General features: G+C 73.7%; 28 protein-coding genes and 1 tRNA gene. 21 read left to right on the top strand and 8 right to left on the bottom strand.

All coding sequences use genetic code 11. From position 1 onward, the window contains the following. Window positions 1–17: 17 nt before the first annotated feature. The 7 genes from F4692_RS04170 (at window position 18) to F4692_RS04140 (ending at window position 5,486) form a co-directional block, all read left to right on the top strand. Window positions 18–1,433 carry a UTP--glucose-1-phosphate uridylyltransferase gene (locus F4692_RS04170; RefSeq protein WP_179618343.1) on the top strand — a complete coding sequence of 472 codons (1,416 nt, stop codon included), beginning with the start codon at window positions 18–20 and terminating at the stop codon, window positions 1,431–1,433. Beyond that, window positions 1,426–2,667, top strand: a complete 1,242-nt coding sequence (gene glp / locus F4692_RS04165; protein WP_179618342.1) for a molybdotransferase-like divisome protein Glp — start codon at window positions 1,426–1,428, stop codon at window positions 2,665–2,667. The genes F4692_RS04170 and glp overlap by 8 nt, the downstream gene beginning before the upstream one ends. Continuing rightward, on the top strand, window positions 2,667–3,155 hold the full coding sequence (moaC, locus tag F4692_RS04160; RefSeq protein ID WP_179618341.1) for a cyclic pyranopterin monophosphate synthase MoaC: 489 nt from the start codon (window positions 2,667–2,669) through the stop codon (window positions 3,153–3,155). Before glp ends, moaC begins: the two co-directional genes overlap by 1 nt. Beyond that, window positions 3,152–3,628, top strand: a complete 477-nt coding sequence (locus tag F4692_RS04155; RefSeq protein ID WP_179618340.1) for a MogA/MoaB family molybdenum cofactor biosynthesis protein — start codon at window positions 3,152–3,154, stop codon at window positions 3,626–3,628. Before moaC ends, F4692_RS04155 begins: the two co-directional genes overlap by 4 nt. Next, window positions 3,628–4,236 carry a GNAT family N-acetyltransferase gene (locus F4692_RS04150; RefSeq protein WP_179618339.1) on the top strand — a complete coding sequence of 203 codons (609 nt, stop codon included), beginning with the start codon at window positions 3,628–3,630 and terminating at the stop codon, window positions 4,234–4,236. The genes F4692_RS04155 and F4692_RS04150 overlap by 1 nt, the downstream gene beginning before the upstream one ends. 60 nt (window positions 4,237–4,296) lie before the next feature. Then, window positions 4,297–5,229 (top strand): divisome protein SepX/GlpR, encoded by a 933-nt coding sequence (gene sepX, locus F4692_RS04145; RefSeq protein WP_179618338.1) that lies wholly within the window; start codon window positions 4,297–4,299, stop codon window positions 5,227–5,229. 184 nt (window positions 5,230–5,413) lie between these two features. Next, window positions 5,414–5,486 (top strand) — tRNA-Ala (locus tag F4692_RS04140). An 85-nt stretch (window positions 5,487–5,571) separates the two neighbouring features. On the opposite strand, the gene F4692_RS04135 is transcribed toward F4692_RS04140, so the two are convergent. The 5 genes from F4692_RS04135 to F4692_RS04115 form a co-directional block, all read right to left on the bottom strand. Continuing rightward, window positions 5,572–5,724, bottom strand: a complete 153-nt coding sequence (locus tag F4692_RS04135; RefSeq protein WP_179618337.1) for a hypothetical protein — start codon at window positions 5,722–5,724, stop codon at window positions 5,572–5,574. Between the two features lie 67 nt (window positions 5,725–5,791). Continuing rightward, window positions 5,792–6,493, bottom strand: a complete 702-nt coding sequence (locus tag F4692_RS04130) for an FAD-binding oxidoreductase (RefSeq protein ID WP_308645150.1) — start codon at window positions 6,491–6,493, stop codon at window positions 5,792–5,794. A 1-nt stretch (window position 6,494) separates the two neighbouring features. Next, window positions 6,495–7,103 (bottom strand): sulfite oxidase-like oxidoreductase, encoded by a 609-nt coding sequence (locus tag F4692_RS04125; protein WP_179618336.1) that lies wholly within the window; start codon window positions 7,101–7,103, stop codon window positions 6,495–6,497. 78 nt (window positions 7,104–7,181) lie between these two features. Beyond that, window positions 7,182–8,264 (bottom strand): alanine racemase, encoded by a 1,083-nt coding sequence (locus F4692_RS04120; protein ID WP_179618335.1) that lies wholly within the window; start codon window positions 8,262–8,264, stop codon window positions 7,182–7,184. Next, on the bottom strand, window positions 8,261–8,917 hold the full coding sequence (locus tag F4692_RS04115) for a Type 1 glutamine amidotransferase-like domain-containing protein (RefSeq protein ID WP_179618334.1): 657 nt from the start codon (window positions 8,915–8,917) through the stop codon (window positions 8,261–8,263). Before F4692_RS04115 ends, F4692_RS04120 begins: the two co-directional genes overlap by 4 nt. Before the next feature lie 44 nt (window positions 8,918–8,961). Between F4692_RS04115 and F4692_RS04110 the strand changes: the two genes are divergently transcribed. Then, window positions 8,962–9,573, top strand: coding sequence for a hypothetical protein (locus F4692_RS04110; protein ID WP_179618333.1), 612 nt, complete (start codon window positions 8,962–8,964; stop codon window positions 9,571–9,573). A 57-nt stretch (window positions 9,574–9,630) separates the two neighbouring features. Here the strand turns inward: F4692_RS04110 and F4692_RS04105 are convergent, their stop codons facing one another. Together F4692_RS04105 and F4692_RS04100 are read right to left on the bottom strand one after the other, a co-directional pair. Then, window positions 9,631–9,858: a hypothetical protein gene (locus tag F4692_RS04105; protein ID WP_179618332.1), complete on the bottom strand. Its 228-nt coding sequence runs from the start codon at window positions 9,856–9,858 to the stop codon at window positions 9,631–9,633. Window positions 9,859–10,018: 160 nt separating this feature from the next. Further along, window positions 10,019–11,611, bottom strand: a complete 1,593-nt coding sequence (locus F4692_RS04100; RefSeq protein WP_179618331.1) for a dolichyl-phosphate-mannose--protein mannosyltransferase — start codon at window positions 11,609–11,611, stop codon at window positions 10,019–10,021. Between the two features lie 161 nt (window positions 11,612–11,772). Here F4692_RS04100 and F4692_RS04095 point away from each other — a divergent pair, with 161 nt between their 5' ends. From F4692_RS04095 to F4692_RS04055, 9 genes are all read left to right on the top strand, one after another. Further along, on the top strand, window positions 11,773–13,500 hold the full coding sequence (locus F4692_RS04095; protein WP_179618330.1) for a PKD domain-containing protein: 1,728 nt from the start codon (window positions 11,773–11,775) through the stop codon (window positions 13,498–13,500). 125 nt (window positions 13,501–13,625) lie between these two features. Then, window positions 13,626–14,456: a 16S rRNA (cytidine(1402)-2'-O)-methyltransferase gene (gene rsmI / locus F4692_RS04090; protein ID WP_179618329.1), complete on the top strand. Its 831-nt coding sequence runs from the start codon at window positions 13,626–13,628 to the stop codon at window positions 14,454–14,456. Next, a complete protein-coding gene (locus tag F4692_RS04085) occupies window positions 14,443–15,345 on the top strand; it encodes a TatD family hydrolase (protein WP_179618328.1) in 903 nt (300 codons plus the stop codon). The genes rsmI and F4692_RS04085 overlap by 14 nt, the downstream gene beginning before the upstream one ends. Before the next feature lie 257 nt (window positions 15,346–15,602). Next, entirely contained in the window at window positions 15,603–16,733 is a 1,131-nt protein-coding gene (locus F4692_RS04080) for a transglycosylase family protein (protein WP_308645149.1), read from the top strand. Between the two features lie 47 nt (window positions 16,734–16,780). After that, on the top strand, window positions 16,781–17,647 hold the full coding sequence (rsmA, locus tag F4692_RS04075) for a 16S rRNA (adenine(1518)-N(6)/adenine(1519)-N(6))-dimethyltransferase RsmA (protein WP_179618327.1): 867 nt from the start codon (window positions 16,781–16,783) through the stop codon (window positions 17,645–17,647). After that, window positions 17,644–18,543, top strand: a complete 900-nt coding sequence (locus F4692_RS04070) for a 4-(cytidine 5'-diphospho)-2-C-methyl-D-erythritol kinase (RefSeq protein ID WP_179618326.1) — start codon at window positions 17,644–17,646, stop codon at window positions 18,541–18,543. The genes rsmA and F4692_RS04070 overlap by 4 nt, the downstream gene beginning before the upstream one ends. Window positions 18,544–18,679: 136 nt before the next feature. Then, window positions 18,680–19,177: a hypothetical protein gene (locus tag F4692_RS04065; RefSeq protein WP_179618325.1), complete on the top strand. Its 498-nt coding sequence runs from the start codon at window positions 18,680–18,682 to the stop codon at window positions 19,175–19,177. 54 nt (window positions 19,178–19,231) lie between these two features. Then, window positions 19,232–20,800, top strand: a complete 1,569-nt coding sequence (locus F4692_RS04060) for a flotillin family protein (RefSeq protein WP_179618324.1) — start codon at window positions 19,232–19,234, stop codon at window positions 20,798–20,800. A gap of 122 nt (window positions 20,801–20,922) precedes the next feature. Next, the gene (locus F4692_RS04055) at window positions 20,923–22,779 is read left to right on the top strand and encodes an ABC-F family ATP-binding cassette domain-containing protein (RefSeq protein ID WP_179618323.1); all 1,857 of its coding nucleotides are present in this window, start codon (window positions 20,923–20,925) and stop codon (window positions 22,777–22,779) included. Between the two features lie 4 nt (window positions 22,780–22,783). Here F4692_RS04055 and F4692_RS04050 read toward each other — a convergent pair whose 3' ends face one another. Beyond that, window positions 22,784–23,269: a MarR family winged helix-turn-helix transcriptional regulator gene (locus F4692_RS04050; RefSeq protein WP_179618322.1), complete on the bottom strand. Its 486-nt coding sequence runs from the start codon at window positions 23,267–23,269 to the stop codon at window positions 22,784–22,786. Between the two features lie 196 nt (window positions 23,270–23,465). Between F4692_RS04050 and F4692_RS04045 the strand changes: the two genes are divergently transcribed. From F4692_RS04045 to F4692_RS04030, 4 genes are read left to right on the top strand one after another with little or no spacing between them, the layout of a single operon-like run. Next, entirely contained in the window at window positions 23,466–24,275 is an 810-nt protein-coding gene (locus F4692_RS04045; protein ID WP_179618321.1) for a trans-aconitate 2-methyltransferase, read from the top strand. Beyond that, a complete protein-coding gene (locus F4692_RS04040; protein ID WP_179619021.1) occupies window positions 24,275–24,655 on the top strand; it encodes a VOC family protein in 381 nt (126 codons plus the stop codon). The genes F4692_RS04045 and F4692_RS04040 overlap by 1 nt, the downstream gene beginning before the upstream one ends. Window positions 24,656–24,664: 9 nt before the next feature. Next, complete coding sequence (locus F4692_RS04035; protein ID WP_179618320.1) at window positions 24,665–25,234, top strand: P-loop nucleotide/nucleoside kinase family protein; 570 nt, start codon at window positions 24,665–24,667, stop codon at window positions 25,232–25,234. Between the two features lie 16 nt (window positions 25,235–25,250). Continuing rightward, on the top strand, window positions 25,251–25,727 hold the full coding sequence (locus F4692_RS04030) for a hotdog fold domain-containing protein (RefSeq protein ID WP_179618319.1): 477 nt from the start codon (window positions 25,251–25,253) through the stop codon (window positions 25,725–25,727). Window positions 25,728–25,740 lie beyond the last annotated feature (13 nt).

Below are 25,740 nucleotides of genomic sequence, written 5' to 3'. Positions count from 1 at the left end.
CAGCCTACGATCGAAGCATGGCAAGCAAGGGCAACGCCCGAGGACTCGAGCTCGCGCGCGAGAAGATGCGTCAGGCCGGGGTGGACGAGGTGGCGATCGACACCTTCGCCCACTACTACCGGCTCCTCGAGCACGGCGAGACCGGCATGATCGCCGAGGACACGATCGACCCCCTCGACATGGAGGCGCTCGCCGACGTCGAGGTGTCGGAGGAGACCGCCGCCGAGGCGATCCGGGCGACCGCGGTCATCAAGCTCAACGGCGGCCTGGGCACCTCGATGGGCATGGACCGGGCCAAGTCGCTGCTGTGCGTACGCCGGGGGCTGAGCTTCCTCGACATCATCGCGCGGCAGGTGCTGCACCTCCGCAAGGAGTACGACGCCACGCTGCCGCTGCTGTTCATGAACTCCTTCCGCACCTCGGCCGACACCATGGCGGCCCTCGAACGCTACGAGGACCTCCCGGTCGACGGCCTGCCCCTGGAGTTCCTGCAGAACAAGGAGCCGAAGCTCCTCGAGGCCGACCTCATGCCCGCGGCGTACCCCAAGGCCCCCGACCTCGAGTGGTGCCCGCCCGGCCACGGCGACATCTACACGGCGCTGCGCGGCACCGGGCTGCTCGCCCGGCTCATCGACGCCGGCTACCGCTACGTCTTCGTCTCCAACTCCGACAACCTGGGCGCGGTGCCGGACGCGCGGGTCGCCGGCTGGTTCGCCCAGAGCGGCGCGCCGTTCGCGATCGAGGCCGTGCGGCGCACCCCGTCGGACCGCAAGGGCGGCCACTTCGCCCGACGCAAGGCCGACGGCCGCATCGTGCTGCGCGAGAGCGCGCAGACCCTCGACGCGGACAAGGAGGCGCTCGCCGACCTGAGCCGTCACAAGTACTGCTCGACCAACAACCTCTGGTTCGACCTGCAGGCGATGGTCGAGGCGCTCGACGCGCGCGGCGGCATCCTCGGCCTGCCGCTCATCAAGAACGTCAAGAACCTCGACCCGGCCGACCCCGGCACCCCGAAGGTGATCCAGGTCGAGACCGCCATGGGCGCGGCGATCGAGGTCTTCGAGGGTGCCCGCACGATCGAGGTCGGGCGCGACCGCTTCGTGCCGGTGAAGACCACCGACGACCTGCTGGTGCTGCGCTCCGACGTCTACGACCTGGGCCGCGACTTCGTGCTCGACCAGGCCGGCGACGAGATCCCCTACGTCGCGCTGGACGGCGAGTTCTACAAGCTGGTCGGCGACTTCGACAAACGGTTCCCCGAGGGCGCGCCGTCGCTGCGCGAGGCCGACTCGTTCACCGTCGAGGGCGACTGGACCTTCGGCAACGGCGTCAAGGTCGTCGGCGACGTGACCCTCAGCTCCCCGGCCGCCAAGCGCGTCGAGGGTGGCACCGTCCTCGCCGAGCAGGAGCCGCGCCGGGACGAGCATGGCTGAGCTGCACCCCGACCTGCTGCCGGTCGAGGACTACGTCGAGCGCATCCTCGCCACCGTCTCCCCGTTGCCGGCCTTCCCGCAGCCCCTGATGGAGGCGCTCGGGCTCGCGCTCGCCGAGGACGTCGTCGCGCCCATCTCGCTGCCGAGCTTCGACAACTCCGCGATGGACGGCTACGCCGTGGTCGCCGAGGACGTGGCCGACGCCAGCGAGGAGCACCCGGTCACGCTGCCCGTGGTCGGGGAGATCGGGGCGGGCAGGTCCTCCATCCTCGCGCTGTCGCCCGGCACCGCGGTCAAGATCATGACCGGCGCCCCGGTCCCCGCCGGTGCCACCACCGTCGTCCCCTACGAGTGGACCGACCGCGGGGTCGCGCAGGTGCGGATCGGCCGCGCCGCCAGGCCCGGGCAGCACATCCGCCCGCTCGGCGACGACATCTCCGAGGGCGACATGCTCCTCGAGGAGGGCATCGTCCTCGGGCCGCGGCACCTCGGCATGCTCGCCGCCGTCGGGCGGGCGACCGTGCGCACCCGCCCGCGCCCGCGCGTCGTCGTCATCTCGACCGGCTCGGAGCTGCGCGATCCCGGCACCCCGCTGGGCCACGACTCGATCTACGACGGCAACTCCTACCTCCTCGCCGCCGCCGCGCGCGCCGCGGGAGCGATCGCGTACCGCGTCGGCATCGTCCCCGACGAGGCCCACGCCTTCACCGAGGCGCTCAGCGACCAGCTCGTGCGGGCCGACCTCGTCGTCACCAGCGGAGGCGTCAGCGAGGGCGACTTCGACGTGGTGAAGGAGTCGCTGTCGCACCACGGCTCGATGTGGTTCGGCGGCGTCGGCATGCAGCCCGGCAAGCCGCAGGGCTTCGGCACGGTCGGCGAGGACGACACCCCGGTCTTCACGCTGCCCGGCAACCCGGTCTCCTCCTACGTGTCGTTCGAGATGTTCGTGCTGCCCGCGATCCGCCGGATGATGGGCAAGCTGCCGTACGCCCGCCCGACCGCGCGCGCCCGGCTGACCCACGGCATCTCCTCGCCGCCCGGCAAGGTGCAGCTCGTGCGCGGCCTCCACGACACCGACCGCGGTGGCACCTTCGTCTCGCCGGTCGGCGGCCACGGCTCGCACCTGCTCGGCGACCTCGCAGCGGCGAACTGCCTGATCGAGGTCCCGGCCGGCACCACGTCGGTCCAGGCGGGCGAGATGGTCGCGATCCGCAAGCTCGACGAGGAGTTCTGATGCCGGACCAGCACGAGGGCGGTGGCCGGCTGACGCACGTCGACGAGTCCGGCGCGGCCCGCATGGTCGACGTGGGCGACAAGCCCGTCACCACGCGTACGGCCGCCGCGTCCGGTCGCGTGCTGGTCAGCCCGGCGGTCGTCGAGCTGCTCCGCGGCGAGGGCGTGCCGAAGGGCGACGCGCTCGCCGTGGCCCGCATCGCCGGGATCATGGGGGCCAAGCAGACGCCGTCGCTCGTCCCGCTGTGCCACCCGCTCGCGATCTCCGGCGTCACGGTCGACCTCGAGGTCACCGACGAGTCCGTCGACATCGTCGCGACCGTCCGCACCACCGACCGGACCGGCGTCGAGATGGAGGCCCTGACGGCCGTCTCCGTCGCCGCGCTGACGGTCGTCGACATGGTCAAGGCCGTCGACAAGGGCGCCGTCATCACCGACGTCCGGGTCGAGTCCAAGTCCGGCGGGCGGTCGGGGGACTGGGCGCGATGAGCCTGCGCGCGGACGTCGTGGTCGCCTCCAACCGCGCCGCGGCCGGGGTCTACGCCGACGAGACCGGTCCGCTCCTGGCCGAGTGGCTGCGCGGGCTGGGCTTCGCCTGCGGTGACCCCGTCGTTGTGCCGGACGGTGCGCCGGTCGGCGAGGCGATCGCCGCTGCCGTCGCCGCGGGCGCCCGGGTCGTCCTGACCACGGGCGGCACCGGCCTCACCCCGACCGACCGCACCCCGGAGGTGACCGCGCCGCTGCTCGACCGGCTCGTGCCCGGCATCGCCGAGGCGATCCGCGCGGCCGGCGCCGCGAAGGGCGTGCCCACCGCGATGCTGTCGCGCGGCCTCGCCGGGCTCGCCGGCGACTGCCTGGTGGTCAACCTGCCCGGCTCGCGCGGCGGGGTCAAGGACGCGCTCGGCGTCCTCGAGCCGGTGATCGGGCACGCCGTGGAGCAGGTCGTCGGGAGCGACCACTGATGTCCTCCGCCCCGGGCTGGCCGGCCCGACTCGAGTCCGCCGGCGTCGCGGTCCGGTCGCTGCGCAGGTCCGACGCCGACGAGTGGCAGGCCGTGCGCGCCCGCAACCACGACTGGCTGCGGCCCTGGGACGCGACGGTCCCGCCGGGCGCCGCGCCCCGGCCCTCGTCGTACGGCGTCGTCACGCGCTCCCTGCTCCACCAGGCCAAGCGGGGGCAGTGCCTGCCGTTCGTCATCGAGGTCGACGGCCGGTTCGTCGGCCAGGTGACGGTGAGCAACGTGGCGCGCGGCTCCGCGCAGTGGGGGTCGATCGGCTACTGGCTCTCCGCCGACGTCGCCGGTCGCGGCATCGCACCCCGCGCGGTCGGCATGGTGATCGACCACTGCCTCGGCCCGGTCGGCCTGCACCGCATCGAGATCTGCGTGCGCCCGGAGAACACCAACTCGCTGCGGGTCGTGGAGAAGCTCGGCCTCGAGCAGGTCGGCTACGCCCCGCGCTTCCTGCACATCGACGGCGCCTGGCGCGACCACCGGATCTTCGCCGTCACGGCCGAGGAGGCCCCCGAGGGGGTGCTCGTCCGGTTGCAGACACACCAGTCACACCAGTAGTTCTGCGACACACCACTTGACATCCGCCCCGGTCGCGCCGCGCACTCCTACGCTTCGAGCGTGGACCTGAGCGCTCTGATCTTCGTCGCCCTTGCCGTGGCGTGGGCCGTCTACCTGATCCCGAAGGCCCTCAAGCACCACGACGAGGTCGTCCGCAGCCGATCGGTCGAGAAGTTCTCCCACACCATGCGCGTCCTCGCGCGCCGCGAGCCCGTCGACCGCCGCAACGCGCGCCTCGTCGTCTCACCGATCCGCGCGTCGCTGCGACCGCCGGTCGAGACCAAGGCCCACGTCGCACCCGAGCCCGTCGTCGCCGCCACCGTCACCACCGAGGTCACCCGCGAGGTCACCACCTCCGTGCGGCGTACGCCCTCGCCCGCCGCCGAGCGCGCCTCCGCGCGCCGTGCCGCCGGGCGCCGCCGCAACGTCCTGGCCCTCGTCCTGCTCGCCAACGCCGTCGTGGTCGGCCTCGCCGCCTTCTCCGTCGTCGGCTGGCCGTGGGTCGGCGTCCCGGTCGGCGTCCTCGTCGCCTGGCTGGTCGCCTGCCGCGTGTCCGTGCGCGCCGAGCGCCGCCAGCGCGCCACCCGCTCCGCCATCGAGGTCGGCGTGCCGCCGGCGGTCGAGGAGGAGCCGGACGACGTCGACCTCACCGGCGAGCTGCCCGTCGCGCCGCAGCCGCGTACGCCCGACGTGCCCGCCGTCCCCGAGTCGGTCGAGTCCTCGCCGGCCGCCGACGTCCCCGCGGTCCTCACCGGCGAGGTCCCCGTGGTCGGCGGGTGGGACATGGTGCCCACCACGCTGCCGACCTACGTCAGCAAGCCCGCCGCCCAGCGCCGCACCGTCTCCACGATCGACCTCGACTCCACCGGCGTCTGGTCGAGCGGCCGCAACGACGAGGACTCCGCCCTCGCCCGGTCGGCCGAGCAGTCCGCCCGCACCGCCCGCGAGGCCGACGAGAACGACCGCGGGACCCGGCGCGCCAGCGGCGCCTGAGCCCGTCGCTCCACGCCCCGGCCCGGATGGTGTTCCACCCGTACGCGTGGAAGTCCCGGCCCGTCGGGGCGACTCCACGCTCGGGCCCGGATGGTGTTCCACGCGCTCGGGTGGACGTCCCTCGGGGCGATTGGGTGAGGCCCTCGCCGCTCGTGTATCTTGGCGTCGCGCCGTGAGGCGTGGAGGGGCTGTGGCGCAGTTGGTAGCGCGTCTCGTTCGCAATGAGAAGGTCAGGGGTTCGAATCCCCTCAGCTCCACCGCACCGGCACCGCCCGTCACCCGCAGGTGACGGGCGGTGCTGCGTCCGGCCCGCCCCACGGTGCCGCGGCCGGAGCGCTGCGCCTAGCTGTTCTCGTACTCCTCGGGGTAGACCTCGTCGTCGCCGGCACCAGCGGGCTGCCCGTGCCCGGGCTGCTCGGTGACGTCGGCGTCCTCGTGGTCTGCGGCGTTCGCCTGGTCGGGCGACTCGGGGTTCGGGCTCGTCTCGGAGGTCATGCGCGCCACGCTACCGACCGAGGGGCGCCGCCACGCCTCGACCGCCGGGGTGAGCGCGCGTCCCGGCTCAGTCGCCGGTCGGGCCGAAGCGCTCCACCCGGATCGACGAGGCGTCGAGGCCGCAGGCCAGCAGCAGCTCCTCGGCGTAGGAGGCGAACCTGGCCGAGCCGCAGGCGTACGCGATCCCGACCCCCTCCACGAGCGGCGCGAGCTCGTCGGCGGTGAAGGCGCCGGGCGCGCGTCCGTCGACGTCGGCACGGGTCCAGGCCAGGTCGGCGCCGTAGCGCTGCAGCTCGGGGGCGTACGCCAGCTCGTCCGGCGCCCGTCCGACCGCGGCGATGCGGAGCAGGTCCGTACGCCCGAGCCGGCGCGCGGTGCGCGCCATCGCGACGGCCGGGACCACGCCGGTGCCGCCGACCAGGCACAGCGCGGGGGTCCGACCGTCCCAGACGAACCAGCGCCCGATCGGCCCGCGCAGCTCGAGGACGTCGCCGACCTCCGCGACGTCGGCGAGGAACTCCGACACCTCGCCGTCCGGCTGGCGCTCGACGAGGAACTCCAGCAGCGGGTCGTCGCTGTCCGAGGCGACGGAGTAGGAGCGCTGGGCGGTGTAGCCGTCCGGGGCGCGCAGCCGGATCAGGTAGTGCTGCCCGGGGAGGTGGAAGGGCCGGTCGTCGACGTGCATGCGCAGCCGGACGGTGTGCGCGGTCGGGTGATCCTTCTCGATGATGCGCCCGTCCGTCCACGCGGCGAGCGGTGCGGGTGCCACCTCAGTCGCCCTGGTAGCGCTGCTCGAGCCACGGGTCGCCGCGGTCGTGGTAGCCGTTCTGCTCCCAGAAGCCCGCGCGGTCCTCGGCCATCAGCTTTAGGCGCGAGACCCACTTGGCGGACTTCCAGAAGTAGAGGTGCGGCACCAGCAGTCGCAGCGGCCCACCGTGCTGGCGGGGGAGCGGCTTGCCGTCGACCTCCCACACGACCCACGCCTTGCCGCCGGTGACGTCGGCGAGCGGCAGGTTGGTGGTGTAGCCCGTGACGGAGTGCGCGAGCACGTAGGCGGCCTCGTCGGTGGGCGAGGCGACCTCGAGCAGGTCGTCGACGCTCACCCCGCTGAAGGTCATGTCGAACTTCGACCAGGTGGTGACGCAGTGGATGTCCCCGACGTAGGTCGACCCGGGGAAGGCGCGGATCTCCGACCAGCTCCACGTGTGGGGCGAGTCGACCAGTCCGTCGACAGTGAGCTGCCACGCCTCGGCCGGCTGCTGCGGCGTGGCCTCGGCGGTCAGCACCGGCCACGACGACCCGGTGTCGTACTGGCCGGGTGGCAGCCGACCGCGCTCGGGCTCGGGACGGCGACGCTGGAAGCCACGGGTGACGGGCATGCGACGGCTCCTCGGGGTGGGGTGCTCGACCGGACGCGCCCAGTCTGCCGCGCCTGCGCCGCGGTCGGGAAGGGCAGGTCAGCCGTTGCGCCCCCGCGCGGTGACCGGCCACGGCGTGCCGCCCACCGTCGGCACCAGCACGTCGGCGAGGTTCACCGCCGTGCAGCAGTGGTTGGGCACCACGAGGACGCGGCTGCCGAGGGCGGGCAGGGGCCCGGGGAGCTCGGCGACGGCATGGTGCTCCGAGAGCTGCACGAGCCGCGCGTCGGGGTGCTCGAGGAGCCGGCCGAACCCCGTGGCGTACGCCGCGCGGTCCGCCCCGAGCACCTTGGAGCCGGCGTCGAGGACGAGGCGTCCGCCGGCGTGGCTCACCACGGTCGCGACCGCGGTGAGGGCGATGTCGTCGGCCGGCATCGAGCCGAGCTCCCACTGCTGCGCGTCGCCGAAGACGTAGACGCCGGGGCGGACCTCGTCCAGCACCGTCGTCTCGGTGTGCGCGAGGGACGGGGTGGATCCGCCGCTGGCGACGGCGACCGCCAGGCCGGCGGACTCGAGGGAGGCGCGGGCGGTGGCGAGGGCCTGCGCCTCGTCGCGGGCGGCGCTCGCGCGGCCGTCGGGGGAGTAGGAGTGGCCGGGGAAGGTGAAGACCCCGCGCACGCCGATCGCGCCGGCCGCTGCCGCTGCGACGTCACCGGCGAGCCGTGGGTCGCAGCCGCTGCGGTGGTGGCCCGAGTCGACCTCCACCACGACCTCGACGCCCGACCCGGCGAGCAGGCGTCCGGCCGACTGCGCGCCGCGGACGGAGTCGACGCCGATCGCGAGGCGCACGCCGGCGTCGGCCAGCGCCCGGAGCCGGTCGGCGAGCGCGTCGGTGAGCCACAGCGGGTAGGCGACGAAGAGGTCACCGACTCCGGCCTCGGCGAACGCCTCCGCCTCGCCGACGGTCGCGACGGTGAGACCCGCCGCGCCGGCCTCGAGCTGGAGGCGGGCGACGTCGACCGACTTGTGGGTCTTGGCGTGCGGCCGCAGCGCGACGCCCGCCGTCGCCGCGGCCCCGGCGGCGCGCTCGACGTTGGCCCGGAGCCGGTCGACGTCGACACGCAGGTAGGGCGTCGGGAGGGCGGGCGTCGGCGGCTCGGGCGTCGGCGAGCCCGCGCTCATGCGAAGTGCCGCCACTCGCCCTCGGACACGACCTCGACCCGGTCGCCGTCGACGAGCACGGCGGACTCCTCGTCGAGGGCGTACGCCGGGTTCCCGAGCCCGGCAGCCCACTGGGTGGCCGCCTCCATCGTGTTGTCCGGGAAGAGCCCGACGTGCGGGAAGATCGAGAAGTCGACGACCCCGAGCGTCGCGTCCCCGTCCTCCGGGCGCCACTCGACGAAGAGCTCGCCGATGCGGGGCGTCAGGACCATGCTGCCGGCGCTCACGCCGACCCAGACCGTGTCGGTCAGCTCGGGCAGGAGGGCCTCGAGACCGGACTCGCGCACCCAGTGGGCGAGGTAGGTCGCCTCGCCGCCGTCGACGAGCAGGACGTCCGCCTCCGTCACCCAGGGCACCCAGCGGCCGGGGTCGATGCTCGCCAGCGCGGTGAGCTCGAGCATCCCGACGGATGCCCAGCCGAGGCCGGTCATGGTGGGTGGGGTGCGGTCGAGGAGGAAGTCGCGCGCGCCCACCGGCCCGCACATCGGGTGTCCCCACTGCGCCGTCGGGACGGCGAGCGCCCTCGAGCGCTCGACCGGCTTGCCCAGCAGGTCGACGAGGGCGTCCCTGATGCTGGCGTTCGTCACGCCTCCCGAGGTGAGCAGCAGCTTCATCCCCGCATCGTCGCAGAGGCCGACGCAGGACTACCGTCGGAGGCGTGAGCGACTACCAGCGCATCCTCGTGGTGAGCACGCGGGCGGGCACCGCCGACCTCGGTCGCGTCCGGGAGCGGTTGGGACCGTCGGCGGTCGTCCTGACCGCGCCCACGGGGGAGGCCAAGCGCGTGGTGCAGGCACTGGGGCGCGACGCCGTGCCGGAGGTGGTGCTCGCCCCGGTCAGCTATCCGGGGGTCGACCGCGGACACCGGCTCGACGAGGCCGTACGCCGTCACGCGGTGGAGGACCGTTTCCGCGACGTGGCGGTGGTGGCCGACCCCGCGACGATCACCCTGCTGCTGCGGGTGCTCGCGCCCGACCAGCTCGCCGAGGGTGGTCCGGTCACCGAGGTGGGGCTGCCGCGGGGTGCGCGCCCGGTGCAGACGTGGCAGGCGGTGGTGGTCGGCGTGGGGCTCGCCCTCGTCACCGGCCTGCTGTCCGCCGTGGTCCCGGCGTGGGTGCTGCCGGGACTCGTGCTGCTCGCCGGCCTCGGCCTGCTCGTCGTCCCGGGCCGTCGCCACGTCGGCCAGATGCTGCTGATCGCGACGGGCGTCGCCGTGCTGGTCGGGGCGTTCGCGGTCGTCAGCTCGAACCGCTTCCCCGGCTCCTGGTGAGCGGGCGCGCCACGACCCCGCCCGATGGGGTCGGGCGGGGGCGTCGGAACGTGGGGCTCAGCCCTTGCGCGGGCCGAACAGGAGCCCGCGGAGCACGGGCTTGCGGGGCTGGGGGATCGCCGGGGCGGGCCACCACTCGAGGCTCTCGTAGCCGGCGCGGTTGAAGCCCTCGCGGTAGACGAAGTTGTCCCCGCACGAGCACACCCAGCGCTCGCCGACCTCGTGGCCCTCGTTGGTGGGTGCGCCGGCGGTCTGCAGGCAGACGTGGATCATCAGAGAAAACATCGCGCACCCCTCTCGGTGACCGGCTCCCCCATGAGCCGTCGTGGCTCCATGGTGTGCGGGCGGTCGGCCGCGAACAATGGCGATCGTTAAATTTCGAGCGGTCTTGACGAAAACTGCAGCGTACGTTCCGGGTCTGCGCTAGGTGGTCCGGTCTGGGCCGTCAGATCCAGCGCCGGAACCAGATGCGGGCGTCCCACTCGGACTTGGTCAGCAGGACGTCGGTCCAGATCGGCCAGAACCACGCGAAGGCGACCAGCGCCAGCACGGTGTAGCTGCCCGCGACCACCACGCCGAACGTACGCCGCGGGGTCGGCACGTCGGAGGCGCCGATCAGGTGCCCGATCGCGAGGGCGATGGAGAGGACGAGGAACGGGAGGCAGGTGATCGCGTAGAAGAAGAAGATCGGTCGGTCGTCGTAGAGGAACCACGGGAGCCAGGTGCTGGCGAGGCCGACGACCGCGACGCCGTGGCGCCAGTCGCGCGCGCCGATCCACAGCAGCAGGGACGCGACCATCGCCAGGCAGCCGCCCCACCAGACGACGGGGTTGCCCAGGAGCAGGATCTGGCGGATGCAGCTCGACCCGGACGGGGCCTCGCACCCCTGTGATCCCGGCTGGATGTCGGTCTGCGCGTCGACGCCGACCGGGCGCCCCATGACCAGCCACGTCGACGGCTTCGAGGCGTAGATGTGGGTCGAGTCGTCGAGGAAGTGGCTGTGGAAGGTGTAGACGTCCTGGTGGTAGGACCAGAGCGAGCGCAACGACTGCGTGACCTCGCCGAGACCCTCCGCGTCCGGCTCGCTCGCGGTCGGCCACGGGTCGTCGCCGCCGTAGGAGGTGTACTGCGTGTTGCTGAAGGCCTCCTCGTAGACGTCGGCGTGCACCAGCCAGCCCGTCCACGACGCCACGTAGGTGACCGCGGCGACGCCGACGAGCGCGACGAAGGCCGGGACGCCGTCGAGCAGCACGGACCTCAGCAGGGGGCGGCGCTGCCCGAAGGCGCGCCGCGCGCCGGCGCTCCACAGCCAGGCGAGCAGCCCGAACGCCGCGAGCGCATAGACCCCGGACCACTTCGTGCCGCAGGCGAGGCCGAACGCGAGCCCGCCCGCGAGCAGCCACGGACGCCACCAGAAGAGCCAGCGCCGGGTCCGGCCGGAGGCCTGCTCCGCCGCGAGCCGGTCGCGCAGCCACTGCCGGTCCGCGACGACGCAGTGCACGCCGCACAGCAGGAAGAACGCCAGGAAGATGTCGAGCAGCGCCAGCCGTGAGAGGACGAGCTGGAGGCCGTCGATCGACAGCAGCAGGCCGGCGACGAGGCCGAGCACGGTGGACCCGCTGACACGCCGGACGAAGCGGCACATGAGCAGGACCATCAGGGAGCCGACCACCGCCGAGGCCGTACGCCAGCCGGTCGGGTCCATGCCGAACACCTCGATGCCGGCTGCGATCAGCCACTTGCCGACCTCCGGGTGCACGATCATCGACGGGTCGTCCTGGAACAGGCCGGTGAGCCCGCCGTTGAGGATCGTCTTGTCCGCGTCCTCGACGTACTGGCGGACGTAGCCGTGGTTGAGCAGCGACCACGCGTCCTTGGCGTAGTAGGTCTCGTCGAACGAGAACTGGTGCGGCGTGCCGAGGTGCCACCGGCGCAGGAAGAACGCCAGGCTCGCCAGGCAGATCGCGCCCACCCAGCCGAGGAGCGGGTCCTCCGACCGCCAGCGCGGACGATTCCGCTCGGCGGCAGTCGGGGTCACGCGGGAACTCTAGCCAGAGCCACGCGGCCGGTCCGGCGTACGCGCGACGTCCTGGGTCCGCGGCGACCGCGGCGCCCTTGACGCCTCCCGGCGCGCCACCCAGACTGTCATCGTCGTTCAAATATGCGAACCATGTTCATCGGGTCGCACGAGAGGATCCCATGTCCCGCGCCGTCGCCGTGCTCGTGCTCCTCGGCTCCGCCCTCGTGGCCGTCCTGCTGCCCGGCGCGACGGGCGCCTCGACGGCTGCCCCGGCGGGGGCCGGCCGCACCTGGGTCGTCGACGCGGTCGACGGGCCTGCCAGCAACGTGTGGGAGTCGGTCGACACCGGCCTGTCGCACGTGACGATCGCGGTCGGCGACACCGTGGAGTGGCGCTTCGACCGTGCGACGCAGGGCCACGACCTGACGTCCCTCGCACCGTCCGACGCGTGGGAGAGCGTCTGGGACGAGCCGCTCCAGGTCCATCGGGAACCGGGGGAGGCGCCCGTGCGGGTCACCTTCGAGCGACCCGGCACCTACCGCTACTGGTGCTCGCTGCACGGCACGATGATGTCGGGCGCCGTCTTCGTGGTCGACCCGGGCGGCAACACGGCGCCGGTGGTCGACCCGGTCGTCGAGCCGACGACGGTCGCGGTCGGGCAGGCGGTGCACGCGACCGCGAACGCCACCGACCCCGACGGCGACGTCGTCGCGGTGTCGTGGGACTTCGGGGCCGGCGGGGCGGCGGCCCTCACCGACCACGCGATGCACGCCTACGCCGCGCCCGGGGCGTACACCGCCCGCCTGCGCGCGAGCGACGGCCGCGGCGGGCTCGTCGAGCGCGACTTCCCGATCACCGTCACCGGCGACCCGCTGCCGCCGGACCCGGACCCGCCGGTCGACGACGGCGCGCTCCCCGCGATCGACGCCCTGGCCAGCCCCTCGTCCGGGAACGCGCCGCTGGCCGTGGCCTTCTCGACGCAGGTGACCACGACCGGCACCGTCGCCCCCTTCGCCGACGCGCAGCCCCAGGACGCCGGGCTGACGGGCACCGCCGTGCTGGTGCGGGGCCGCGGCCAGACCCGCACCTCGCTCGTCGTCACCGGCGCGCGTGCCGGCGCACAGCACCCGGTCCACGTCCACGAGAAGCCGTGCGACGTCGACGACGGCGGCGCCCACTTCCGCTTCGACACCACCCAGCCGTTCGCCGAGCCCAACGAGATCTGGCCGGCCTTCGCCGCCGACGCGGCCGGCGCCAGCGGCCCGGTCGAGGTCGTCAAGCCCCTGCGCGCCGGCCCGCTCGCGGTGTCGGTCGTCGTGCACGACCCGACCAACCCGGCTCGGCGGATCGGCTGCGCCGACCTCGCGCCGGCGACGGCGGACCTGTCCTACGCGTGGAGCTTCGGCGACGGCACGAGCGCCAGCGGCCCGGACCCGGACCACACCTACGCCGCCCCCGGGACCTACACCGCCACGGTGATCGTCGCCCGCGCCTCGGGCCCCCACGCGGGCCACGGGGTGAGCGACAGCGTGCAGGTCGTCGTCGGCGGGGGTGCGGCCCCGGCGCCGACCCAGGCGCCGGCCCCGGTGCCTGCCCCGGCTCCGGCTCCCGCGGCCGACACCGTGCCGCCGCGCATCTCGAAGGTGGGCCCCCTCCGTGCCGTGCGTGGCGCGCGGCCGACCATCACCGCGCGGGTCCGCGACCGGGACTCGACCGTCCGGAGGAAGGACCTCGTGCTGCGGGTCGACGGCCGACGCGTGGCCCGCCCGGCGTACGACGCACGCCGCGGGCTGGTCACGTGGCGCCCCGCCACACCGCTGGGGCCTGGGCGCCACGTCGTACGCCTCGTCGTGCGCGACACCGCCGGCAACACCGCGCGCCGGACCTGGTGGTTCCGCGTCCGTTGAAGGTGGCCGAGCGCCAGCGCACCCCCCTGGGTGGTCGAGTAGCCCGCGAGCGCCAGCGAGCGGGCGTATCGAGACCCGGCTCTCTCGGCTGCGGGTGGGAACGGGCCGCCTGAGATGATCACCCCATGTCAGGCGTCCTGGTCCTCGCGGGCACCCCGATCGGCCGGGCCGGGGACGCGCCGCCCCGGCTGGCCGCCGAGCTGTCCGAGGCCGACGTCGTCGCCGCCGAGGACACCCGCCGCCTCAAGCGGCTGTGCGCCGACCTCGGCATCACGCTGCGTGGACGGGTGGTGTCCTACTTCGAGGGCAACGAGACCGCCCGGACCCCTGCGCTCCTCGAGTCGCTGCTCGCCGGAGACCGGGTGGTCCTGGTGACCGACGCCGGCATGCCCAGCGTCTCCGACCCCGGCTACCGCCTCGTCGCCGCGGCCGTCGAGCACGACGTGCGGGTCACCGCGGTGCCCGGTCCGAGCGCCGTCCTCACCGCGCTCGCCGTGAGCGGCCTGCCGGTCGACCGGTTCTGCTTCGAGGGCTTCCTGCCCCGCAAGGCGGGCGAGCGCGGGCGGCGCCTGGCCTCCCTCGCCGCGGAGGAGCGCACGATGGTGTTCTTCGAGGCCCCGCACCGCACCGAGGCGGCTCTCGCCGCGATGGCCGAGGCGCTCGGCGACGACCGCCCGGCCGCGGTCTGCCGCGAGCTGACCAAGACGCACGAGGAGGTACGCCGCGGGCCGCTCGCCGAGCTCGTCGCGTGGGCCGCCGACGGTGTGCGCGGCGAGGTCACCATCGTGGTGCAGGGCTCCAGCGGCGCGCCCGCCGTCGACACCGACCCAGGCTCCCTGCGTACGGCCGTCGCCGCCCTCGAGTCGTCCGGGTCGACCCGCAAGGAGGCGATCGCCGAGGTGGCGAAGCGGGCCGGACTGCCCAAGCGGGAGGTGTACGACGTTGTCCACCGCTGAGCCGGAACAGCCCACGCGCAGCCGCGCGGCCACCGAGGAGAAGTCGGGTGCCCGCCGGGACCGCGAGCGGCCGCCCGCGCCCGACCCGTTGCCCCACCCCGTGGTCGACAACCACTGCCACCTCGACATCGCCGACGGCGACTGGGTCGCCACGCAGGACGCCATCGCCGCCGCGGCCGCGGTCGGGGTGCCGCGGATCGTGCAGATCGGGTGCGACCTTCCCGGCGCCCGCTGGGCCGTGCAGGCCGCGGCCGACCACGACGCCCTCGTCGCGGGCGTCGCCCTGCACCCCAACGAGGCGCCGCGCCTCGCCGCGACCGGCGACCTCGACGCCGCACTGGACGAGATCGAGCGCCTGGCCTCGGCCCACGACAAGGTGCGCGCGGTCGGCGAGACGGGCCTCGACCACTTCCGCACGGGTGAGGAGGGTCGCGCGGCCCAGGAGGAGAGCTTCCGCCGCCACGTCGACATCGCCAAGCGGCTCGACAAGACCCTCGCGATCCACGACCGCGACGCCCACGACGACGTGCTGCGCATCCTCGACGAGGAGGGCGCGCCCGACCGCTGGGTGATGCACTGCTTCTCCGGCGACGCGTCCTTCGCACGCCGCTGCCTGGACCGCGGGGCCTTCCTCAGCTTCGCGGGGACGGTGACCTTCAAGAACGCCGCACCGCTGCGCGAGGCCCTCGCCGTCACCCCGATCGACCGGATGCTCGTCGAGACCGACGCGCCCTACCTCACGCCCACGCCGTACCGGGGCCGGCCCAACGCGTCCTACCTCGTCCCGCTGACCGTGCGCGCGATGGCCGAGGTCCTCGACGCGGACCTGGAGGAGCTGTGCCGGGCCCTCGACCGCACCACCGAGGACGCCTTCGGCGGCACCTGGTAGCAGGCCGGCAGGCAGATCCGATCGCCTGATTTCGGCGTTCGAGTTTGCGGGAGGGCATCTCGTCGTTATCGTTCTGTGATTGTTGGCCGGGATCGGGAGTGATTTCCGGCAGCACGAGGACCGGATCGGGCCGGTCCTGCGAGAACCCCCCCGCTCGCACGTCGTACGTCCTCCCACCGCGCTGGTGGGTGCTGCGCACGCTCGGCCGGAGGGTGTGCTGCCGCCCGAGGCCCGGGTAGTACGACGTTCGGAGAATCGTGCGCTCTCGTCTCGCGCAGCTCAGCAGGTCCCACGCAGTGCTGGCCACCCTCGTGGCCGTGATCGCGGCAGCCGTCGCAGGCACGACGGTCGGGTACGCCGCACTCAGCAAGGACGTGACCCTCACCCTCGACGGGGAGACCCGGCAGGTGAGCGCCATCGGCGACACCGTCGGCGACGTCCTGGCGGCCGAGGGCATCGACGTCGGAGACCGTGACCTGGTCGCGCCGGCGGTCGACGAGGCCGTCGCCGACGGGTCGGCCATCGCCGTCCAGTTCGGACGACCGCTCGAGCTCTCCGTCGACGGCGCCTCCCGGACCTACTGGGTCAACTCCACCGACGTCGCCAGCGCCCTCGGCGAGATCGGCCGCCGCTTCGACGGCGCCGACCTGTCCGCCAGCCGCAGCGCCTCGATCGGCCGCAAGGGCCTGAGCCTCGACGTCGTGACGCCCAAGGTGCTGCACGTCAAGCTCGGCGGCAAGGACCTTGAGAAGCGCAAGGTCGCCGCCCTCACCGTGGCCGACGTGCTCGACTCGATGGGCTTCGAGCTCGACGAGCACGACAAGGTCATCCCGTCCCTGGACACCGCGATCGCCGACGGCGACAAGGTCGTGGTCAAGGACATCCGCCTCGCGACGAAGAAGGTGCAGCGCGAGGTCGTCGACGCCCCCGTCGTCGAGCGCGAGGACGCGACGATGTACGAGGGCGAGGAGGAGGTCGTCCGCGAGGGCAGGGACGGCGTCCGCGCCGTGACCTACAAGCTGCGCTTCGTCAACGGCGACCTCGTCGCCCGCAAGGTCGTCCGGGCGAAGGTCCGCGTGAAGGCCGTCTCGACGATCGTCAACGTCGGCACCAAGGAGGAGCCGACCTCGAACTTCGCCGACGGCAGCACCGTCTGGGACGCCCTCGCCCGCTGCGAGTCCGGTGGCAACTGGGCCATCAACACCGGCAACGGCTACTACGGCGGCCTCCAGTTCAACCTCGGCACCTGGCGTGCGTACGGCGGCACCGGCTACCCGCACCAGGCCTCCCGCGAGACGCAGATCGCCGTCGCGAGCCGTCTCCGCGACGCCACCGGCGGGTACGGCTCCTGGCCGGGCTGCGCGGCCAAGCTGGGCCTGCCCCGCTGAGGACCGGCGTGACGGCGGCGCCGCGGCCCGCCACTAGGGTTGGCCGCATGACGACCGACCCGGGCCCGAGGCTCCTCGGGCCCGCGGAGGTGCGCCGGCTGGCCGCCGAGCTCGACCTGCGACCCACCAAGCAGCGCGGGCAGAACTTCGTCATCGACGCCAACACCGTGCGCCGGATCGTGCGCGAGTCGGCCATCACCGACGCGGACGTCGTCGTCGAGGTCGGCCCCGGCCTCGGGTCCCTGACGCTGGCCCTCCTCGAGGTCGCCCGGCGGGTCATCGCGATCGAGGTCGACCCGGTCCTCGCCGAGCGGCTGCCGGCCACGATCGAGGCGTACGCCCCGGCGCAGGCCGACCGCTTCGAGGTCGTGCTCGCCGACGCGATGCGGGTGGAGGGGGTGCCGGGCCCGGCGCCGACCGCGCTCGTCGCGAACCTGCCCTACAACGTCTCGGTGCCCGTGCTCATCCACCTGCTCACCCTGCTGCCCTCCCTCGAGCGCGGCCTGGTGATGGTGCAGGCCGAGGTGGCCGACCGGCTCGCGGCGCCCCCGGGCTCGAAGACCTACGGCGTGCCCAGCGTGAAGGCCGCCTGGTTCGCCGACGTGCGCCGGGCCGGCGCGATCGGACGCAACGTCTTCTGGCCGGCGCCCAACGTCGACTCCGGCCTCGTCGCCTGGACCCGGCGGGAGCCGCCGGACACCACGGCCACCCGCGAGCAGGTCTTCGCCGTCGTCGACGCCGCGTTCGCCCAGCGCCGCAAGCAGGTGCGTGCTGCGCTGCGCGGGCTGGCCGGGTCCGCCGAGGCGGCCACCGCAGCGCTCGAGGCGGCGGGGGTGGACCCGACCGCTCGCGGCGAGGTGCTCGACGTCGGCGACTTCGCGAGGATCGCCGAGGGGCTGGCGGCGCAGCGATGAGCATCACGGTCCGCGCGGCAGCGAAGATCAACCTCCACCTCGGCGTCGGCCGGGTGCGCGAGGACGGCTTCCACCCGCTCGACACGGTCTACCAGGCCATCGGGATCCACGACGACCTCACGCTGACCGACGCGGCCGACCTCACCCTCCGCACCCAGGTCGCCGACCACATCGACCCGGCGGCCGTCCCCGAGGGGTCCGACAACATCGTCCTGCGGGCCGCCCGCCTGCTCGCCGACCACGCAGGCGTCGGCGCCGCCGGTGCGTTCGAGGTGCGCAAGGACATCCCGGTCGCGGGGGGCATGGCCGGCGGTTCGGCCGACGCCGCCGCGGCGCTGGTGGCCTACGACCGGCTCCGGGACCTGCGTACGCCCGACGAGGACCTCCTCGCCCTCGCCGCCCGGCTCGGGAGCGACATCCCGTTCTCCCTCGTCGGGGGCACCGCGCGCGGCGTCGGCCGCGGCGAGGTCGTCACGCCCGTCGAGGACCTCGGCTCGTGGTGGTGGGTGGCCGTGCCGTCCGCCGAGGGCCTGTCGACACCGGTGGTCTACCGCCACTTCGACGAGCTGCGACCCGACGCCCCGGAGGTGCCCGCGTCCGCCGAGCCCCTCCTCGCCGCGCTCGCCTCGGGGGAGCCCGTACGTCTGGCGCGGGCGCTCCACAACGACCTGCAGGAGCCGGCCATCGACCTGCGCCCCGAGCTCGGCGACCTGATCGCGCGCGGCGAGGCCGAGGGGGCGCTGCGCGGGATGGTCAGCGGCTCCGGGCCGACGGTGGTCTTCCTGTGCGAGTCGGCCGACGGCGCCCACGAGACCGCCCTCGGGCTGGCCGGCGCCGGCCACGAGGTGGTGCTCACCGCCACCGGCCCGGTCGCCGGGGCCCACGTCCTGGCCTGACCCCCGCCCGATCCCGTCCGCCCGGGGACGCGTCGAGATGGGGTCCGGACCCGGTGGTGTGAACCTCGCCGTGCGGGGAAGCATGCCGCTATGTTGTGCGCGACATCCGCGCGCTGCGGGTGACTGGGGGAGGATCGTGACCGCGTTTCTGGTCATCGGCGCGCTGGGCGTCGTGCTGCTGCTCGTCGCGCTGGTGGTGGGCGACGTGCTCGACGGCGCGTTCGAGGGCCTCAGCGCCGGCTTCTTCTCGACCGAGGCCCTCGCCGGCTTCCTCGGCGCGCTCGGCTTCGGCGGCGCGATCGCCCTCTCGGCGACCGGGTCGACGTCCGTCGCCGTCGTGATCGGCCTCGTCCTCGGCGTGCTGCTCGGCTGGCTCGCGGCGCGCGCGTCGCGCTTCCTGCACGGCACCGGCGAGACCGACACCGTGCGTACGTCCGACATGGTCGAGAAGATCGGCAACGTCGTCAGCGCCATCCCCGAGGGCGGCTTCGGGGTGGTGTCGATCAGCGTCGGCGGCCACCTCACCCGCCTCAACGCCCGCTCCAGCGTCGCCGTGCCGGCCGGGACCCAGGTGAGCGTCACCCAGGTCATCTCGCCCACGGCCGTCCAGGTCGAGCCCCTGTTCCTGCCCTGACCATCCCGTCCTGATCTCCGCCTGACCCGTCCCGTCCCCACAAGGAGCACCGCCATGTTCGGTCTGTCCCCGGTCGTCACCTCGGTGATCGGCCTCGTCGTCCTGCTGGTGCTGCTGGCGCTGCTCGTCACCACGCGCTACAAGGTCGCCGGCCCCAACGAGTCGTTCATCGTCACCGGCCGCAAGGGCAAGGGCGAGGTGCGCAACCCCGAGACCGGCGAGATCTCGACCGACCTGTCCGGGCAGAAGGTCGTGATGGGCGGCGGCGTCTTCGTCATCCCGTTCGTGCAGCGCCTCGCCACCCTCGACCTGTCCTCGCGGCGCATCTCGGTGCAGATCCGTGGGGCGGTGTCGGGCCAGGGCATCAAGCTGAACCTCGACGGGGTCGCCCTGGTCAAGGTCGGCGGCAACGAGGACTCGATCCGCGCGGCCGGTCAGCGGTTCCTCAGCCAGCAGTCGGAGATCGAGACCTTCACGCAGGAGGTCCTCGCCGGTGCGCTGCGCTCGATCGTCGGCTCGATGTCGGTCGAGCAGATCATCCGCGACCGTGCCGCCTTCGCCCAGCGCGTCGCCGAGGAGTCGGAGTCCTCGCTGACCGGGCAGGGCCTCGTGCTCGACACCTTCCAGATCCAGGACATCACCGACGACGGCTCCTACCTCGCCGACCTCGGTCGTCCCGAGGCCGCCAAGCTCAACCAGCTGGCGTCCATCGCCGAGGCCAACGCCCGCCAGGCCGCCGAGCAGGCACGGATCGCCGCCGAGCAGGAGATCGCCGTCACCCAGCGGGCCCTCGCCCTCAAGAACGCCGAGATCAAGGCGGAGACCGACGCGGCCAACGCCCAGGCCGCGGCCGCCGGCCCGCTGGCCCAGGCCGACCGCGACCAGGCCGTCCTGCTCGAGCAGGAGAAGGTGGCCGTGCGCCAGGCGGCGCTCAAGGAGCGCGAGCTCGACACCGAGGTCCGCAAGCCCGCCGACGCCGAGCGCTACCGCGTCGAGACCGAGGCGCAGGGTCGCCGCAACTCCCAGATCCTCGAGGCCGAGGCCCGCAAGGCCGCCTCGATCGCCGCCGCAGAGGCCCAGGCCGAGGAGGCGCGGCTCACCGGTGAGGGCGAGAAGTCCCGCCGGTCCGCGCTCGCCGAGGCCGAGGCCATTGAGGGCGCCAAGCGCGGTGAGGCCGAGAAGGCGCGTCGTGTCGCCGAGGCCGACGCGACCCGCGCCGAGGGTGAGGCCAGGGCCGCCGCGATCCTCGCCGCCGGGCAGGCCGAGGCCGAGGCCATGGACAAGAAGGCCGAGGCGTTCGCGGGCTACAACGAGGCCGCGGTGCTCCAGATGCTCATCGAGGTCATGCCCAAGGTGGCCGCCGAGCTCGCGCGCCCGATGGCCGGCATCGACAAGCTGACCGTGATCTCCGCCGACGGCGCCGGAGAGCTGCCCCGCCAGGTCACCAACAACCTCGTCCAGACGATGGAGCTGCTCAAGTCGACGACGGGCCTCGACGTGGAGTCGCTGATCCAGAAGTACGCCGGCACCGACGGCGCGAGCGCGCCCACCGCCTCGCGGCCCGCGCTGTCCGAGCCCGAGCCCGCCGCCCCCGCGCCGGCCGACGGGCAGCCGCTGAGCTGACGCCGTACGAGGGGCGCGTGAGCCACCTTCCGGGACGTGGAGACGTGGCTCACGTACCGCCCGGGCCCGCGGCGTACGCCGGTCCGCGCCCGCTGGGCGACACCTGAGAGGATCGCCCGGACATGGCGAACCTCATCAACCTCGAGCGCGTCTCGAAGTCCTACGGCGTCCGGCCGCTCCTGGACAACGTCTCCCTCGGCATCTCGCTGGGCGAGCGGGTCGGCGTCGTCGGCCGCAACGGCGACGGCAAGACCACGCTGCTCGAGGTGATGACCGGCCTCGAGCAGCCGGACTCCGGCCGCGTCTCGCGCACCCGCGGCGTGGAGATCGGCTACCTCCACCAGGGCGACGAGCTGGTCGACAGCCACACCGTGCGCGAGGCCGTGCTCGGCGGGCGGCAGGACCACGAGTGGGCGGCCGACCCGACGACCCGTCAGGTCGTCGAGGAGCTGCTCGAGGGCGTCGCCCTCGACCGTGCGGTCGTCGGCCTGTCCGGCGGCGAGCGGCGCCGGTGCGCCCTGGCCGCCCTGCTGCTGTCGCGGCACGACCTGATCGTCCTCGACGAGCCCACCAACCACCTCGACGTCGAGGCCGTCGCGTGGCTCGCCTCCCACCTGGTGTCGCTGCCGAGCGGGCTGATCGTCGTCACCCACGACCGCTGGTTCCTCGACGCGGTGTGCCAGACGACGTGGGAGGTCCACGACGGCGCGGTCGACGCCTACGAGGGTGGCTACGCGGCGTACGTCCTCGCCAAGGCCGAACGCCAGCGACAGGCCGCCGCCACCGAGACGCGCCGGCAGAACCTCGCCCGCAAGGAGCTCGCGTGGCTGCGGCGCGGTGCCCCCGCGCGTACGTCCAAGCCGAAGTTCCGCATCGACGCCGCCAACGCCCTCATCGACGACGTGCCGCCGCCGCGCGACCGGATGGAGCTGCAGCGCTTCGCCAGCCAGCGGCTCGGCAAGGACGTCGTCGACATCGAGGACGTCGACCTGTCCCGCGGCGAGCGGCGGCTGCTGGACCACGCGACATGGCGGATCGGGCCCGGCGACCGGGTCGGCATCGTCGGCGTCAACGGGGCCGGCAAGACCTCGCTGCTGTCGCTGGTCGCCGGCACGCTCGCGCCCGACGTCGGCCGGGTCAAGCACGGGCGCACGGTGCAGATGCAGCACCTCACCCAGGCGCTCGACGAGATCGACCCGGAGGCGCGGGTCCTGCCGACGGTGGAGTCCATTCGGCGAGTCACGAAGACGATCGACGGCCAGGAGCTGACCGCGACCTCGCTGCTCGAGCGCTTCGGCTTCACCGGCGACCGGCTGACCGCCCGGCTCGGCGACCTGTCCGGTGGCGAGCGGCGCCGCTTCCAGCTCCTCAAGCTGCTGCTGAGCGAGCCCAACGTGCTGCTCCTCGACGAGCCCACCAACGACCTCGACATCGACACCCTCAACGTCCTCGAGGACTTCCTCGACACCTGGCCGGGCACCCTGGTCGTGGTCTCGCACGACCGCTACTTCCTCGAGCGCGTCACCGACTCCGTCTGGGCGCTGCTCGGCGACGGGCAGGTGTCGATGCTGCCGCGCGGGGTGGAGGAGTACCTCGAGCGACGTGCCGCGCTCCAGGCCGCCGGGGGTGGCGGCACGTCGCACGCTGCGGCGTCCCCGACGCGGGATCTGCCGCCACCCCCACCGGGTGGTGGCGGCGCATCGCAGTCCGCGGCGGGTCCGACCAGCGATCTGCCGCCACCCCCCACCAAGGCCCGCGCCGGCTCCGCCGAGGACCGCGCCGCCCGCAAGGTCCTCGCCCGGGTCGAGAAGCAGCTCGAGCGGATCGCGGAGCGCGAGGCGGCGCTGCAGGCCGAGATGGAGGCCAACCTCAGCGACTACGACCTGCTCGCCCGGGTCGGCAAGCAGCTCGGCGAGCTCGCGGCCGAGAAGGAGGAGCTCGAGCTGGAGTGGCTCGAGGCCTCGGAGGTCGTCGAGTAGGGCCTCAGCTGAACGGCGCCAGCAGCTGCCGCAGCAGGCCCGCGAGACGCGCGCGGTCCTCGTCCGGGAGGTCGGCCAGCAGGTCGGCCTCGGCGGCCAGCAGCGCCTCGAACGCCCCGTCGACGGCAGCCTTGCCCTCGACCGTGAGCCGGACGAGCACGCCGCGACGGTCGTGCGGGTCGGGCAGCCGCTGCACCAGGCCGCGGTCGGTGAGCCGGTCGACGCGGTTGGTCATGGTCCCGCTGGTCACGAGGGTCTCGCGGAGCAGGCGCCCGGGGGAGAGCTCGTACGGCTCGCCGGCGCGCCGCAGCGCGGCCAGCACGTCGAACTCCCACGACTCGATGCCGTGCGCGGTGAAGGCGTCGCGGCGCGCGAGGTCGAGGTGCCGGGAGAGCCGGCTGATGCGCGAGAACACCTCGACGGGGTCGAGGTCGAGGTCGCCGCGCTCGCGGCCCCACGCCTCGACCAGGTCGTCCACCTCGTCACGCATGGCGGCATTCTGCCAGACGACGAATGCGGTCGAGAATCTTGACATCGAGACAGATCGGGTCGAGAGTGGAAGTGTCTCGACATCAAGACAATCAATGCGGTAGTCCAGTGAGAATTGGCCGTCGAGCACCCCGCCTGTCGACCACAACTCACTGGACTACCCCGGCACGAGCACGCACCAGCACGAGGAGACGACCATGAGCCACACCTGGGACCCCGACCGCTACCTCGCGTACGCCGACGAGCGGGGCCGGCCCTTCGTCGACCTGCTGGCGCGGGTGCAGGCCGAGCGGCCGCACAGCGTCGTCGACCTGGGGTGCGGGCCCGGCAACCTGACGGCGCTGCTGGCCGACCGCTGGCGCGGGGCGCGCGTCGTCGGCGTCGACAGCAGCCCCGAGATGATCGCCGCCGCGAGGTCCGTCGAGGGCATCGACTGGGAGGTCGGCGACCTGCGCGACTGGGCCCGACCCGACCCGCTCGCGCTGCGGGCGCCGATCGACGTGCTCGTCTCCAACGCGACGCTCCAGTGGGTGCCCGACCACCTCGAGCTGCTGCCCGACCTCCTCGACCGGGTCGCGCCCGGCGGCTGGTTCGCCTTCCAGGTGCCCGGCAACTTCGACGAGCCGAGCCACACCATCCGCACCGACATCGCCGCGCGCACGCCGTACGCCGAGCACACCCGCGACGTCGCGGTGCCCGCCAGCCACGACGCCGCCGACTACCTGCGCGTGCTGGTCGACCTCGGCTGCGAGGTCGACGCGTGGGAGACGACCTACCTCCACGTGCTCTCCGGCCCCGACCCCGTCTTCGACTGGGTCTCCGGCACCGGTGCCCGACCGACGCTGCAGGCGCTGCCCGACGACCTGCGCCCCCTCTTCGAGGACGAGTTCCGCGCGCTGCTGCGCGAGGCCTACCCCGCGGACCGGTCCGGTCGCGTCGTCCTGCCGTTCCGCCGCATCTTCGTCGTCGCGCGCAAGGCCGGCGAGGGCGACCGGGTGGACGCGTGATGCGGCTCCACCACGTGCAGGTCGCCTGCCCGCCCGGCGGCGAGGAGGTCGCCCGCCGGTTCTACGCCGAGGGCCTGGGCCTGGCCGAGGTCGACAAGCCGGCCGACCTCGCCGGCCGCGGCGGGTGCTGGTTCCGGGCGTACGACACCGCTGGGGCCGTCACCGCCGAGCTGCACGTCGGCGTCGAGGACCCCTTCGCACCCGCCCGCAAGGCGCACCCCGCGTTCGTGGTGGACGACCTCGACGTGGTCGCCGGCCGTCTGCGCCGGCTCGGCTTCGAGGTGGACGAGAGCCAGCGCGACTCCTTCCCCGGGCACGTCCGGCTGCACACCGCCGACGGCCACGGAAACCGGGTCGAGGTGCTCGCGCCCGCTGGCTAGCATCCCGCCATGCGCCTGCTGCTGGTCCTCGGTCCGCCCGCCGTCGGCAAGATGACCGTGGGCCGCGCCATCGCGGACCGCTCGGACTTCCGGCTGTTCCACAACCACCACAGCATCGAGATGCTGCTCGACGTCTTCGACTACGGCACGCCGCCCTTCCGCACCCTCAACGCCGAGATCCGCCGGCGCGTCATCGAGGAGGCCGCGTCGGACGGCACCGACCTGGTCTTCACCTACGTCATGGGGATGGACGAGCAGGACGAGGCCGACTACCTCGAGCGGCTCGCGGAGCCGTACGGCGACCGGGTCGCGGTGGTCGAGCTCGTCGCCGACCTCGGCACCCGACTGGTGCGCAACCGCACCGAGCACCGGCTCGCGGAGAAGAAGTCCAAGCGCGACGTCGACTGGTCCGACGGCAACGTCCGTCAGCTCGAGGCCGACTACCGGATGACCTCTGAGCCCGGGCGAGACGCCCCCGGAGAGCGGCTGCTGGCCCGCTGGCCCCACCTGCTCGTCGACAACACGGACCTGCCGGCCGACGAGGCGGCGGACCGCGTTCTCGCCTGGCTCAGTTACTGATTGGTAACATCTGGCCATGCCTGCCGTCCTCGACCTCTGGAGGAAGACCTCGGCCCTGCCCCTGGGCGGCCGCCTCTTCTCCCTCGCCTTCAGCCAGAAGGCCCCCTACTTCGCCTCGATCCGCCCGCGCTTCACGGTGATCGAGCCCCACCGGGCCGAGCTGGTGATCCGCAAGCGCCGCGGGGTGCAGAACCACATCGGCACCGTGCACGCGATCGCGCTCTGCAACGGCCTCGAGGCCGCCATGGGGGCGCTCGCCGAGGCCACGATCCCGCGCGATCGGCGATGGATCCCCCGGGGGATGGAGGTCGCCTACACCGCGAAGGCCGACTCGGACGTCACCTGCATCGCCGAGACCGAGCCCGGGCAGTGGACCGCGGAGCTGGGGGACGGGTACGACCTCCCGGTGCGCGTGCGGGGCGTGCGCACCGACGGGACCGTGGTGGTCGAGGGCGAGATCCGGCTCTGGGTGACCGAGAGGCGCGGAGCGTAGCGACGCGACCGTC

Origin of the sequence: Nocardioides cavernae (genome assembly GCF_013410035.1) — a bacterium.
In the GTDB taxonomy this organism is placed as follows: Bacteria; Actinomycetota; Actinomycetes; order Propionibacteriales; family Nocardioidaceae; genus Nocardioides; species Nocardioides cavernae_A.
The sequence above is the reverse complement of the archived record's forward strand: the minus strand, read 5'-3'. Positions and strand labels throughout refer to the sequence as shown.